The sequence below is a fragment of the Nocardia sp. NPDC052112 genome, assembly GCF_040680135.1.
Taxonomy (GTDB): domain Bacteria; phylum Actinomycetota; class Actinomycetes; order Mycobacteriales; family Mycobacteriaceae; genus Nocardia.
The window spans coordinates 46,417-61,199 of the sequence record NZ_JBFAWD010000009.1; the positions used below are offsets into that span (position 1 = coordinate 46,417).

General features: G+C 65.9%; 7 protein-coding genes. All 7 read left to right on the top strand.

The genetic code is table 11. The annotated features are described in order from the left end of the window. Positions 1-1,196: 1,196 nt before the first annotated feature. The 7 genes from AB0L58_RS19140 (at position 1,197) to pks13 (ending at position 14,772) form a co-directional block, all read left to right on the top strand. Positions 1,197-2,234: an alpha/beta hydrolase family protein gene (locus AB0L58_RS19140; protein WP_364388370.1), complete on the top strand. Its 1,038-nt coding sequence runs from the start codon at positions 1,197-1,199 to the stop codon at positions 2,232-2,234. A gap of 213 nt (positions 2,235-2,447) precedes the next feature. Next, the gene (locus AB0L58_RS19145; RefSeq protein WP_364388822.1) at positions 2,448-4,271 is read left to right on the top strand and encodes an alpha/beta hydrolase-fold protein; all 1,824 of its coding nucleotides are present in this window, start codon (positions 2,448-2,450) and stop codon (positions 4,269-4,271) included. A 136-nt stretch (positions 4,272-4,407) separates the two neighbouring features. After that, complete coding sequence (locus tag AB0L58_RS19150) at positions 4,408-4,926, top strand: DUF732 domain-containing protein (protein ID WP_364388372.1); 519 nt, start codon at positions 4,408-4,410, stop codon at positions 4,924-4,926. Continuing rightward, positions 4,923-5,912, top strand: a complete 990-nt coding sequence (locus AB0L58_RS19155; RefSeq protein WP_364388374.1) for a cutinase family protein — start codon at positions 4,923-4,925, stop codon at positions 5,910-5,912. Before AB0L58_RS19150 ends, AB0L58_RS19155 begins: the two co-directional genes overlap by 4 nt. Before the next feature lie 286 nt (positions 5,913-6,198). After that, positions 6,199-7,188, top strand: coding sequence for an LLM class F420-dependent oxidoreductase (locus AB0L58_RS19160; protein WP_364388824.1), 990 nt, complete (start codon positions 6,199-6,201; stop codon positions 7,186-7,188). A 192-nt stretch (positions 7,189-7,380) separates the two neighbouring features. Continuing rightward, the gene (fadD32, locus tag AB0L58_RS19165) at positions 7,381-9,297 is read left to right on the top strand and encodes a long-chain-fatty-acid--AMP ligase FadD32 (RefSeq protein ID WP_364388376.1); all 1,917 of its coding nucleotides are present in this window, start codon (positions 7,381-7,383) and stop codon (positions 9,295-9,297) included. A 135-nt stretch (positions 9,298-9,432) separates the two neighbouring features. Then, the gene (gene pks13 / locus AB0L58_RS19170; protein ID WP_364388378.1) at positions 9,433-14,772 is read left to right on the top strand and encodes a polyketide synthase Pks13; all 5,340 of its coding nucleotides are present in this window, start codon (positions 9,433-9,435) and stop codon (positions 14,770-14,772) included. Positions 14,773-14,783 lie beyond the last annotated feature (11 nt).

Here is a 14,783-nt window from a genome sequence, read left to right on the forward strand (position 1 = left end):
TGTTGTGGTGAACAAGTCGTCTGGTGCACGCACCAGGCGACTTTGTTTGTTCGGTCCGTATCGATACATTTGCCCGGGTTGGCTGGATGATCGCTGGCGCGCGGGTTTCGACGCCGTATGCCCGGCGCGGGCCTGTGGTGTGAGCCGGCGCCGGCAACTCTCCGAGTTTTATCACGATCGCGCACTGCAGCGCCTTTTCACTCGGATGAATTCGGAATTGCTCTCGAAGAGCGATAACGCCGGGAACTTCTGCGTGGGAGCGCCGATGTCGAGTGCCGATCCCCATGCACGACAGTGGCGAGCAACGGTGCGCGCACGGAGAAAGGGCGAATCGATGCGGTGTCGCGGAGTGCGCGGAATAGTTGCCGGTAGCTGGCTGCGGCAGTCGGTGGTCGGGAACGCACTCGTACCGGCAATGCCGATCGGCCGTCGATCCGGCCGGGTCCGACTTCCGGGTCGATTCCGGTATGGGGCCGATCGAATCCCGCAATCCTCACGCGCGCGACGGCAATACCCGGCGCATCGTCTACGCCCTCGACGGCCTGCGCGGCCTATCATCCGGACCGATTCCGTTATGCCGGTTCGTATTCGGGCTACCTGAATATCTCGGCGCCCGCCATGCGGGACGCGTTGCGGCTGGCTGGACACGATGTCATCCACGAAGCCGCTCGACGCGCACGACCTGGGCACAGCGATGGCGCTGGCGAGATCGCGCTGGCAGATACCCGCGCCTTTCAGATTCGGCTGGACTCGTTCGGCCGTCGAACACGGTGTTCCGCTTCCCGGCGAGAGGTGTGCACGCCTGGCGCTACTGGGCCGACCAAGCGCTCGAGACGGTGCCGGATCCGAGGGCGAACCTCTGGTGCGGATTCGGACTCCCTAGTGACCCCCTAATCTTTGCCCGAAATTCCCGTTCCGACACGACATCTCCGGGCGAACGCGCTAAGGTCTCCGCACGATCACAGCTTGTGAACGGGCGGAATTCGGCCACTCGAATACCCCCGGTCTTGCTAAGGCTTCGCACGTCGAATAACCTCCAGCGAGCGCAAGTGTGACCAGATCGTTGTAGCGCCGTCTCTATGTGCCGGAATGTCGGGTACCGGTTCGCATGTGACGCGCGTCTCGTTGGCAACACGGGTGTTGCCCGGCCCCTGGGCTACGGGCGACACCACAACAGCAGAAAGAGAGCAGGATTCATGCGTTTCGGCAGGGCGGCCGCGCCGAAGAGAACCAAGTCGGGACGGCGAGGCACGCCTCGTGGTTGGCGGAATCGAATTCTGGCTGTCGGTGCCGCGGCGTTGGCGCTACCGATCGCCGCAGGCGTGACGGGCCCGACCGTTGCCTTGGCCGCGCCGATGCACGGCCCTGTGCTGCGGACGCCGTCGGGCGGCTTCGAGGATCTGATGGTCCCGTCGCAGATGGGTCCGATCAAGGTGCAGGTGCAGTGGGCGGCGCGCGGCGGCGGCGCGGCGCTGTACCTGCTCGACGGTCTGCGCGCGCGCGACGACCGCAATGCCTGGACGTTCGAGACCAATGCCCTCGATCAGTTCAAGAACGACAACATCTCGCTGATCATGCCGGTCGGCGGTCAGTCGAGCTTCTACGCCGACTGGTACGCGCCGAGCAACACCAACGGCCAGAAGACCACCTACAAGTGGGAGACCTTCCTGACCAAGGAACTCCCCGCCTTCCTCGAGGGCTACGGTGTGTCGCGCACCAACAACGCGGTTGTCGGACTCTCGATGGGTGGTTCGGCCGCGCTGGCGCTGGCCGCCTACCACCGCGACCAGTTCAAGTACGCCGCTTCCTACTCCGGCTACCTGAACATCTCCGCACCGGGTATGCGTGAGGCGATCCGCATCGCGATGCTGGACGCGGGCCGCTACAACGTCGACTCGATGGCCGCGCCGTGGAGCTCGCAGTGGCTGCGGATGGACCCGTTCGTCTTCGCGCCGCAGCTGCGTGGTCTGCCGATGTACATTTCGGCGGCGAGCGGTCTGCCGGGCCAGTACGACAACCCGAACTCGGCCGTCGGCTACTTCAACACCGCCAACGGTATGGCGTTGGAGGCGCTCTCGCTGGTGAACACCCGCGCGTTCCAGTCTCGCCTGGCCTCGCTCGGCATTCCGGCCACGTTCGACTTCCCGGCCGCGGGTACCCACTCGTGGAAGTACTGGGAGGGTGAGCTGTGGAACTCCCACAACGGCATCCTCGACGCCACCGGCGGTTGGTGAGCTAACGGGCCGGACGCCACACGGCGCCGTCTGCTTCCGAACGGAAGCGACGGCGCCGTTTCGCATTTCCGCCGCTCCCCGTTGCGTTTTCGGGGCAACTGAATCAGACAGTGGGCGTGTCTTACCAGGAACCGGGAGGTGACGGGGTAGGAAACACATGTGGCAGCACTTGGATTCGGGAGACGGGGGCGGCGCGGGCGACCTGACGGACGTGTGACCCGCGGCCGGGTCGCGTTGCTCGCCACCGTCATCGCGATTCCACTCGCCTCAGGTCTTTCCCCATTGACCGCACCCGCAAACGCCCAGCCCGCCGCCGCACCGGCCGTCGGCGCGGCGGTGCAGCGTGTGGTGTGGCTCACCGACCGGCGGGTCGCGCTATGGATCAATTCGCCGTCGATGGCCGCGCCCATCCAGGTGCAGTTGCTGCTGGCCCGGGATTGGAATACGCGTCCGGAGGCCCGGTTCCCGGCTCTGTTCATGCTCGACGGTCTGCGCGCCACCGATGAGGAGAGCGGCTGGACCCACGAAGCCGGTGCGGTGGATTTCTACGCCGATAAGAACGTCACGGTGGTGCTGCCGGTCGGCGGTCAGTCCAGCTTCTACTCCGACTGGTTGCAGCCGGACAACGGTCACAACTACAAGTGGGAAACCTTCCTGACCAAGGAACTCCCGCCGCTGCTGGAGAGTCAGTGGCGGACCACGGATGTGCGTGGCATGGAAGGCATTTCGATGGGCGGTACGGCCGCGATGTTCCTGGCCGGGCGCAATCCGAACTTCGCGAAATACGCCGCGTCGTACTCGGGCGTGCTGACCACGACCACCCTCGGCATGCCGCAGGCGATCCAGTTCGCCATGCAGAATGCGGGCGGATTCGATTCGGCCGCCATGTGGGGTCCGCCGGGCGCTCCGGAGTGGGAGAGCCACGACCCGTATGCGTTGGCGGACAAGCTCAAGGGCGTCAGCCTATATATTTCCAGCGGTAACGGCTCGACCGGGCAGTTCGACCAGGCCAGCGGCATTCCCGGGGTCAGCACCAATTACTCGGGCATGGGGTTGGAGATCCTGTCCCGGCTGACCTCGCAGAACTTCGTGACCAAACTGGCCAAGCTATCGATCCCGGCTCAGGTGAACTACCGTCCCTCCGGCACGCATTCATGGCCGTACTGGGATTTCGAAATGCGCCAGTCCTGGCCGCAGGCCGCCGCCGCGCTCGGAGTCGATCCCAATAAACCGGCCTGCCAGACCGGGGGCTCGATTGCCGCGCTGGCGAGCGGCAACGGCTGGCTCGGCGACTGCCTCACCGGTGAATACCAGGTGGCGGGTGGTATCGCACAGGACTTCAAGGGGGGCCGGGTCTTCTATTCGCAGGCCGATGGTGCGCACGCGGTCGGGGGCATGATCGGCGGTGGCTATCAGGCGGCGCTCGGGCCCAACGGTCTGCTCGGTCTGCCCACCGACGACGAACGCGGGCTGCCGGATGGCCGCGGTCGCATGCAGCCCTTCCAGAATGGCCTGCTGTACTGGACTCCGCGGACCGGCGCTCAGGTGGTGCGCGGCGCGATTCTCGAGGAATGGGGCAGGCAGGGCTTCGAGCGCGGCCCGGCCGGATATCCCACCGCGCCGGAGGCCAAGGTGCCGAATAAGGACGGTGCGGTCCAGTCCTTCGAAAACGGCCCGCTCTACTACAGTGCGAAGACCGGCGTGCATCTCGTACAGGGCATGATCCTGGGCAAGTACGCCGAATTGGGTTATGAGAACAGCCAACTCGGTTTCCCCACCGCCGACGAAGCCCCGCTCAAGGATTTCGGGCGCTTCAGCAAGTTCGAGGGTGGAAATATCTATTGGAGCCCGCTGTCGGGTGCGTGGCCGGTGCGTTCGGGTCCGATCATGGATATGTGGTCGGTGCTCGGCTACGAGAACGGTAGGCTCGGATATCCGACCAGTGACGAGTTCGCCGTTCCCGGCGGCATCCAGCAGAATTTCCAGACCGGTTTCATCACCGTGCGCGATGGCAAACCAGAGGTGCACGGCATTTAGTTCCAACCGGTCTGTTTTATGACCCTCTGCCCCCGCCGCTAGTGACTGCTTGCAGGTCACTCGAAAGGATCGGTGGCTTTCCTCTAGCCTGGGTGGCGACCCGACCCCTTAGCGAACAGATCGAGGACACGAATTCATGCATCGGACCCGCGGAAAGGTTATCGGCGTAGTCGTGGGGATCGCCGCTACCGGCGTGCTTGCCGCCTGTGGCAATAACGATTCGACGGCATCGAACACGCCGACACTGTCCCACACCACGGCGGCGGCGCCGACCTCCGCCTCGACCAGCGCCGGTGCGACCGGTCAGCCGTCGCCGGCCCCCGAGACGCCCGCCGATACGGCGACCCCGGAGCGTCCGCAGCCCGTCCCGACCAATGTCGTCCCGCCCGAGGACACATCGAAGCTCACCGATAAGGACAAGAAGTTCCTCGACGCGCTCAAAGCCGCGGGCATCACCCCATCCACCCCGGATATCGCGCTGAGCATCGGCTCCTACGTCTGCCAGGGGGTCGCGGCGAATGCCTCCGACCAGGATCTGATGACCTTCGTCTCCGCGATGGCCGGATCGGATCCGTCCTTCGATCCGGCGAAGATGCCGGTGGAGCAGGCCGGAAGGATCTACATCGATACGGCTAAGGCGACGTACTGCCAGTGAGTGCGCGTGTTTCGGCGTCCCGCCGGTCCCGAAAACCGGCGGGGTGTCTGCTCTTCATCGGTCTGGTGGTGCTCGTCGTCGTCATCGCCCTGCTGCTGTGGTTCGTCCTCGCCGGTCCGCTGCGCAAGCCGAAGCCCGGCCCGAAGCCGCCGCCGGCCCCGCCGACCTCCCAACCGGCCTGGTGTCCCGATGTGCAGATGATTTCGATCCCGGGTACCTGGGAGTCGAATAGCAACGACGATCCGCACAATCCCACGGCCAATCCGATCTCGTTGATGCTCAACGTCTCCGGGCCGGTATCGCAGCAGTTCCCGCAGGGACGGCTGGATGTCTACACCGTTCCGTACGTCGCGCAGTTCTCCAACCCGATCGCGATTCCGCCGGACGGCCAGCAGTCCTATAACAACAGCCGCTCCGAGGGCTGGCAGCGCGCGCTCGACGCGATGGCGAATCGGTACCGCGACTGTCCGCTGACCACCTATGTCGTCGCCGGGTTCTCCCAGGGCGCGGTGATCGCGGGCGATATCGCCAATCAGATCGGCGCGGGCAAGGGGCCGGTACCCGCGGACAAGGTGCTCGGCGTCATGCTGATCGCCGACGGCCGCCGCACCGGCGACAACGGACCCGGCCAGGCCATCCAGATCGGCACCGCGCCCACGGGAGTCGGCGCCGAGGTCGCGCTCAACGGGTTGAAAGTGCCCGGGATCACGATGACCGGCACCAGGTCGGGTGGGTTCGGCTCGCTCGCGGACCGCACCTACACCATTTGCGCACCGGGCGATCTGATCTGTGATTCGCCGCGCGATGCGTTGAGTCCCCTGAACATTGTCGGGAGTGTGCTGACCCTGGTTCGCGCGATGGGCAACCCGGTGCACAGCCTCTACAACAGTTACGTGGTGGACGGCGACGGCACGACCGCGACACAGTGGACAGTGAACTGGGCCAACGGGTTGATCGAAGGAGCGCCACATCCGGCGCATACTTGAGCTGCCTCTGTTGGTGACGGTTCACAGGAAACCGGCCTGATCGCGGTGCTAGACACGCAAGCCTGGGCAACCACACACCACAACGCTGTAAAGTGCGCCTGATGATCGCGCCGCCGGCGCTCGCGCCCCCAGAAGCGTGGGCACGATGTGACCCGGCGTCGCGCCCACATTTCCTCACAGCCAGGAGCATGAGTTCATGACAGAAGCCGCCGCTAGCGATCGCTTGCGGGTCGCTCGAAACGGCACTGCATCGGCCACCACGGCGAGCCGTGACGCAGATGCTGAGTTGACCGCGCTGGGTACTCCGCTGCGGCCCTTCCGGTTCGCGGCCGCGGGCGAGGGAAATAAGCAAGAGGGCGGGGCCAGGAAGTTCATCCAGACCGCGCAGAACGCCGAAGAGTACGGCTTCGACACCTTCGTCGTGCCGGATCACCTGGGTGACCAGATCGGCCCGATCGCGGCACTCGGTGCGCTGACCCAGGCCACCGAGCGGATTCGGCTGGGGACCTCGGTGCTGGCCAATGGCTTTCGGCATCCGGTGGTGCTGGCCAAGGACCTCGCAACCATCGACGTGCTGTCCAAGGGTCGCCTCGAGGTCGGCATCGGCGCGGGCTGGAAGCAGGACGAATTCGTCGCCGCGGGTCTGCCGTACGAATCGCCGGGTGTGCGGCTGGCGAAGCTGGACGAGACCCTGAGCATCCTCGATGTGCTGCTGCGCGGCCAGGAATGCACCTTCGAGGGCAAGTACTACCAGGTGCACGGTGTCAAGGGCACGCCACGCCCGCGGCAGGGGCCGCGTCCGCCGATCTGTACCGGCGGCGGCGGTCCGAAGATGCTGCGCCTGGCCGCCAAACACGCCGACATCATTTCGGTCGTTCCGGTCACCACCAAGAACGGCAAGGGTCTGCTCTCCGGCATCACCTTGGAGAAGACCATCGAGAAGGTGAACCTGATCAAGGAAGCCGCGGGTGAGCGTTTCGCCGATATCGAGCTGAACTGGGCCATCACCGCGATCGTCATCACCGACGACCGGGAGAAGACCGCCGAGATGGCGCTGTCCGCGATCGAACGCGGACTGCATCCGGACCTCGAGGTCGATGTCGAACTGTCGGTCGAGGACATCCTCGCCTCGCCATACGTGGCGATCGGCACGTTCGAGGAGATCGCCGAACAGATCCGTCAGGTGCGACAACTCACATCGATGTCCTATGTGGGCGTGTTCCCCACCCAGATGGACGCGTTCGCTCCGATTATTCCGCTGCTGCGGGGGGAGTGACCCGGTCTTCTCTGTAACATGACTCTGGTTTGAGAACATCTAGCCGATAGCGGTCTACCGCGCAGACCGCAATAACATCTGCAGGCTGGCTCTCGCATGTAGAGCACCCGCGGGCGATAGCGAGTCGGGGCCTCACAGGTAACAGCGGCGATGTCGCCGTCTTGCTGCGTGTGCCTCGGAGGAGATGAAGGAATGGAAGAGACTTTCGACGATTACCTGGATGACACCGGGAACATCCGTATTCCCGATGATCACACCCTGGTAGACCACGTCGAGAAGCACACGCGCAACGACGCGAACACTCTCGCGTACCGTTACATCGATTACTCGCGTGAACGTGACGGTGAGGCGCAGGAGCTGACGTGGCGTGAGTTCGGTGTTCGGCTGCGCGCGGTGGCCGCTCGACTGCAGCAGGTGACCAACGCGGGTGACCGGGTCGCGATCCTGGCTCCCCAGGGCCTGGACTACGTGATCTCCTTCTTCGCCGCGATCTACGCGGGCACCATCTCGGTACCGCTGTTCGACCCGGACGAGCCGGGCCACACCGACCGCCTGCACGCGGTGCTCGGCGACTGCGAACCCTCGGCCATTCTGACCGCGAGCTCCTCCGCGGCCGGTGTGCGCCAGTTCTTCCGCTCGCTGCCCGCCGCCCAGCGTCCGCGCATCATCGCGGTCGACGCGATCCCGGACAGTGTCGGCGAGAGCTGGGTGCGCCCCGATGTCGCCGTCGACGACATCGCCTACCTGCAGTACACCTCGGGCTCCACCCGTGTCCCGGCCGGTGTCGAGATCACCCACCGAGCGGTTGGCACCAACCTGCTGCAGATGGTCGACGCGATCAACCTGGACTGGAACTCGCGCGGCGTCACCTGGCTGCCGCTGTTCCACGATATGGGCCTGCTGACGGTGATCCTGCCCGCGGTCGGCGGCAAGTACATCACCATCATGTCGCCGAGCGCGTTCGTGCGTCGCCCGTACCGCTGGATCAAGGAACTGGCCGCACACAACGACGGTGCCGGAACCTTCGCCGCCGCACCGAACTTCGCATTCGAGCACGCCGCCGCGCGCGGTCTACCGAAGAACGGCGAGTCGCTGGATCTGTCGAATGTCATCGGCCTGATCAACGGCAGCGAGCCGGTCACCACCTCGTCGATGAAGAAGTTCAACGACGCGTTCGCCCCGTACGGCCTGCCGAAGACCGCGATCAAGCCCTGCTACGGCATGGCAGAGGCGACGCTGTTCGTCTCCGCGACCAAGGCCGAGGACGAGGCCAAGGTCGTCTACGTCGACCGCAACGAGCTCAACGCGGGACGCATGATCAAGGTCGAGCAGGGCGCCGAGAACGCCATCGCGCAGGTCTCCTGTGGTTATGTGGCGCTGTCGCAGTGGGCGGCCATCGTCGACCCGGAGACCGTCGATTCCGACGGCGGCGGCCACGAGCTGGCCGACGGTCAGGTCGGCGAGATCTGGCTGCACGGCAACAATATGGGCATCGGCTACTGGGGCCGTCCGGACGAGACCGCCGCGACCTTCCACAACAAGGTCACGCATCGTCTCAGCGAGGGCAGCCACAGCGAGGGCACCGCGCTCGACGCGAACTGGATGCGCACCGGCGACTACGGCGTGTACTTCGAGGGCGAGCTGTACATCACGGGCCGGGTGAAGGACCTGGTAATTGTCGACGGCCGCAATCACTATCCGCAGGACCTCGAGTTCTCCGCGCAGGAGGCATCGAAGGCGTTGCGCCCCGGATTCGTCGCCGCGTTCTCGGTGCCCGCGAACCAGCTGCCTGTCGAGGTGTTCGAACAGGGCAGCCATTCCGGTCTGAGCTTCGATGCCGACGATGCCTCCGAACAGCTGGTCATCGTGGCCGAGCGCGGTCCGGGCGCCGGTAAGGCCGATCCGCTGCCGATCGCCGACGCGGTCCGCGCGGCGATCTCCCAGCGCCACGGTGTGACCGTGCGCGACGTGCTCTTGGTCCCCGCCGGTTCGATCCCACGGACCTCCAGCGGCAAGATCGCTCGACGCGCCTGCAAGACTGCTTATCTGGAGGGAACGCTGCGGGGTGGTTACACCCAGCAGGCCTTCCCCGATGCACCGGAAGAGTAATTACCCGAGGGTGCTATCCGTAGCGGTTGCTTGCAGATCGCTCGAAAAGATCGGCCCCGAATATCGACGCTCGGCGTGGCTTTGCACGCCGGGCGTCGATCCGCCCGGTACGCAGACAGGTAGCTTGAGGAACTGATGGCTGACAACGAGGGCACGCCCGACCAGACGACCGAGAACGTGCCCGCCGATGCGGACGCGATCGATACCGCCGAGGCCGGGCAGGCTTCGCAACCCGCCGCAACGACCGATATGTCCGTCGCGGAGCTGCGGGAGTGGCTGCGGCGCTGGGTCGCCGACGCGACCGGTCAACCGATCGAGCAGATCACGGTGGATCGGCCGATGGAGGAGTTCGGGCTGGCCTCGCGCGATGCGATCGCACTCGGCGGCGATATCGAAGAGCTGACCGGTGTGGTGCTGACGGCGACGATCGTCTATCAGCATCCGACGATCGCGTCGCTGGCCGAGGTCGTCATCAACGGTGAGCCGGAGTTGCCGCCGGAATCCGCCGACGATTCGTTCTACACGGCCGGTTACCAGCCGGGCGAGGCGCACGATATCGCGATCGTCGGCCTGTCCACCCGGCTGCCGGGCGCGGGGGATACTCCCGAGTCGACCTGGGAATTCCTGATCAACCGCGGTGACGCGATCCGGGAGCGGCCCGAGGGCCGGTGGGACGAGTTCACCAGCGAGCCCGCGGTCGCGGCGGCGGTCGCCGAGGGCAATACGCTGGGCGGCTATCTGGATCAGGAGGTCGTCAAGGGCTTCGACGCGGAGTTCTTCGCGATGTCGCCGGTCGAGGTCGAGCGGGTCGATCCGCAGCAGCGCCTGGCGATGGAGTTGACCTGGGAAGCGTTGGAGCACGCCCGAATTCCGGCGAGTGAGCTCAAGGGCGAGCCGGTCGGTGTCTTCATCGGCTCGTCCAGCAATGAATTCCAGCTGATCGCCGCGCTCGGACTCGGCACGCCGGATCCGACTGTGCCCGCCTCGGCCGAGGCGTACGCCATCATGGGCAGCGTTTCCAGCATCATCCCCAACCGGGTCTCCTATTTCTTCGATTTCCGCGGCCCCTCCGTCGCGATCGATACCGCCTGCTCGTCCACGATGGTCGCGGTGCACCAGGCGGTGCGTTCGCTGCGCGACGGCGATTCGAATCTGGCGCTGGCCGGTGGCGTGAACATGCTGCTGTCGCCGATGGCGACGCTCGGCTTCGACCGCAATGGCGGTGTCGCCAAGAATGGTCGGATCAAGGCGTTCTCCTCCGATGCCGACGGTATGGTCCGCTCCGAGGGCGGCGGTCTGGTCGTGCTCAAGCGGCTCGCCGACGCCGAACGCGACGGCGACAAGATCTACGCGGTGATCAAGGGTTCCGCGGTCAACAATGACGGCCGGTCCAATGGTCTGCTCGCGCCCAATCCGGATGCGCAGGCCGAGGTGCTGCGCCGGGCCTACCGGGACGCGGGCATCGCGCCGTCGACGGTCGACTACATCGAGGCGCACGGCACCGGCACCCTGCTGGGTGATCCGATCGAGGCCGATGCGCTCGGCCGGGTGGTCGGCCGTGGTCGTGACGACGACAAGCCCGCGCTGCTCGGTTCGGCCAAGTCCAATTTCGGCCACCTGGAGTCCGGCGCCGGTGCGGCCAGCCTGGCCAAGGTGATCATGGCGTTCCAGCACAATGTGCTGCCGCCGAGCATCAACTTCGCGGGCCCGAATCCCTACATTCCGTTCGACCAGGCACATTTGCAGGTTGTCGCCGAGCCGACGGAGTTCCCGCGCTACAGCGGCACCGCGACGGTCGGCATCTCCGGCTTCGGTTTCGGTGGTACCAATGCCCACCTCGTGCTGCAGGAGTATGTGCCCGCGGCGGCGCCGGTGGCCGTGGAACCGGTGGCCCCGGCGGTCGACGAAGAGTCGACCGATGTGATCGAGGAAGCCACCGAGATCGTCGAGGCCGCGGAAGCCGTTGTGCCCGAAGCGGAATGGTCGATCGAGCGGGCCGAGCCGCTGCCGGTGATCATCGCCGTATCGGCCTACCTGCCCTCGCGGCGTCGGCGTGCTGCCGCGGATCTGGCCGACTGGCTGGAATCCGATGCGGGGCGCGCTGTTCCGCTCGCGGACGTGGCCCGGTCCACGGCCAAGCGCAGCCACGCGCGCTCGCGCGGTGTGGTGCTGGCCAAGACCCACGAGGAGGCCGTCGCCGGTCTGCGCGCCATCGCGGCGGGTAAGCCGGGTGCCGGTGTATTCACCGCCGATGCCCCCGCCGCCAACGGCCCGGTCTGGGTGCTGTCCGGATTCGGCGCGCAGCACCGCAAGATGGGTAAGCAGCTCTACCTGGAGAATTCGATCTTCCGCAAGACCGTCGACGAGGTCGACGAGCTGGTGCAGGACGAGGCCGGGTATTCGGTGCGCGAGATGATCCTGGACGACGCCCAGGATTACAACGTCGGCACCTCGCAGGTCGGCATCTTCACCATTCAGATCGGTCTGGCCGCGCTGTTGCGCGCGCACGGCGCCGAACCGGATGCGGTGGTGGGACATTCGATGGGTGAGGTGGCCGGGGCCTACATCTCCGGTGGTCTCGTGCTCGAGGACGCGGTGCGCGTGATCTGCGCCCGCTCGCGCCTGATGGGCGAGGGCGAGGCGATGATCAGCGATGACGATGTACGCAATATGGCGCTGGTCGAGCTGAGTGCCGCCGATATCGAGGCGATGCTGGTCGACTATCCGGATGTCGAATGTGCGGTGTACGCGGCACCGACGAATACGGTGATCGGTGGTCCGCAGGAGCAGGTCGCGGCGATCGTCGCCAAGGTCGAGGCGGCCGGCAAATTCGCCAGGGTGCTGCAGACCCGCGGCGCCGGGCACACCTCGCAGATGGATCCGCTGCTCGGCGAGTTGGCGGCGGAGCTGGCCGGTATCGAGCCGACCAAGTTGACGGCGGGCCTGTACTCGACCGTCAACAAGGAAGAGTTTTACCGGCCCGGCAGCGATCCGGTGCATGACGAGGACTATTGGGTCAAGAACATGCGCCACTCGGTGTACTTCACCAATGCGGTGAAGCTCGCGGTGGACACCGGCCACACCACGTTCCTGGAGTTGGCGCCGAATTCCGTTGCGCTGATGCAGGTGCTGGGTACGACCTTCGCGGCGGGGGTGCACGATGCGCAGCTCATCCCGACCCTCAAGCGCAAGGAAGACGAGTCGGCGGGCGTGATCTCCGCATTCGCCCAGCTCTACGTGCACGGACATCGCGTCGATCTGTCGTCGCTGCTGCCCGCGGGCGATTACGCGGATATTCCGCGGACCGCATTCCTGCGCAAGCAGTACTGGCCGAAGGCGCAGATGGCCAGTGGCAGCGGCAATGCCCGCGTGCCGGGTGCGCATGTCGCGCTGCCGGACGGTCGGCACGTGTGGGAGGTGCTGGCCTCGGCCGTCACCGATCTCGCGGTGCTGGTGAAAACCGCTGCGGCACAGGTGCTCAGCGAGGTGTCGTTGGGCGCGGCGGTCCCGCATGCGGTGCTGCCGACCAGCGGAACGCTGACCACGACATTGATTCCGCATCTGGGTGGCGCGTCGGTGCAGGTGCATGCGCGCACGGGTGCGAGCTTCCAGTTGCTGTTCGAGGCGGTCGTCGCCTCGGGTGCGCCGCTGCCCGAACCCGTTGTCGCGGAGGCGGTTCCGGGGACGCAGGTCGCGACCACCGGGGAGGCCGATCTGGAGGTTGTCGAAACCTTCGGTGACCGTTGGGATCCGGATGGCACCCAGACCCTGGAGCAGCGGTTGGCGCTGATCGTCGCCGAGTCGATGGGGTACGCGGTCGAGGATCTGCCGATGGAGATCCCGCTGATGGAGCTCGGCCTCGATTCGCTGATGGCCATGCGCATCAAGAACCGGGTCGAATACGAATTCGATATTCCGCAGCTGCAGGTCCAGGCCGTGCGCGATGCCAACCTGACCGAGGTCGGCAAGGTGCTGCGCTATGCCATCGAGCACCGCGACGAGGTGCAGGCCATCGCCGACAAGCAGGCGTCCGGCGAGGAGATCGCGGTCGACGGCGGATTCATCGCGGCGGCGCGCGCCGCGGTCGCGGCCGGTCAGGATCCGGCGCTGGTGGTGGCCGAAGCCGCTGCCGCCGAAGGCGTTTCGCTGGATGCCGAGAACACCTCGGTGGAGGCGGAGGCCGAGAAGATTGTCGTCGAGGCCGAGACGGCCGCCGGTATCACCGGTGCTGCCGCTGGTACCGCCGCTCCGACCGCGGCCACTCCGGCGCAGGCCGCAGCGGCCGAGGCCGACGAAACCGCGATCGAACGCGCGCTGGATGCCGAGGACACCACGGCCGTTGGCGGGGCCGATGCGGTGGCCGCCGCGGCGATCTTCGGCGGTCGGCCTGCCGTCGATGACGACGATGTGCCGCCGCGCGATGCCGCCGAGCGGTTGACCTTCGCGACCTGGGCGATCGTCACCGGTAAGTCGGCGGGAGGCATCTTCAATACCCTGCCGATTCTGCAGGAGGAGGTCGCCGAGAAGTTGGCGGCCCGACTCACCGAGCGGGTCAACGCCGAGGTCACCGTCGATGACGTGCTCGACTGCGAGACCATCGAGCAGCTCGCCGATATCGTGCGCGAACTGCAGAACAGCGGTGCCGATGTGGATGGGTTCGTGCGCCCGCTGCGGGCGCGCGTCGAGGGCTCGAATGCGGTGCCGGTCTTCGTATTCCACCCATCAGGCGGTAACACACTGGTCTACGAACCGCTGCTGAAGCGGCTTCCGGCCGATACCCCGATGTACGGTTTCGAGCGCGTCGAGGGCGATATCGTCGAGCGGGCGCGCCAGTACCTGCCCGAACTCCGCAAGATCCAAGGCAACGGTCCTTACGTGTTGTACGGCTGGTCGCTCGGTGCGGTGTTCGCTCTGCAGGTCGCGCAACTGCTGCGCGCCGAGGGAGCCGATGTGCGCATCGTCGGTCTGATCGATCTGGCCATCCCGACCGAGGGCGAGGACAACAGCCCGGCGGAGCGCGTTCGGCGGATCCAGCGCTATCAGGCCTTCGCCAAAAAGACCTACGGCGTGGAAGGTGAACTCCCGCAGGAGCAGTTGGAAGAGCTGGCCGCGGCCTCGGACGAGGAGCAGTTCAAGATGGTGTCGGATCTGATCAAGATCAGCGGCACCAAGATTCCCGGTGGTGTGCTCGAGCATCAGCGCACGTCGTGGATCGAGGGACGCCACTTGGCCAAGACCACGCCGAGTCGCTACGACGGCAATGTGGTGCTCTATCTCGCGGATCGCTACCACGACGGCATGATCGACTTGGAGCCGCGGTACGCGCACCGCTTGCCCAATGGTGGTTGGGATGAATACATTCCGAACCTCGAGGTTATACATATCCCGGGTGACCACCTCCAGATCGTTGACGAGCCGCGGATCGGAAAGATCGGAGCCGACCTCACCGCGAGACTTGCTGTAATTGCCCCGTAGGGGTGCACCTG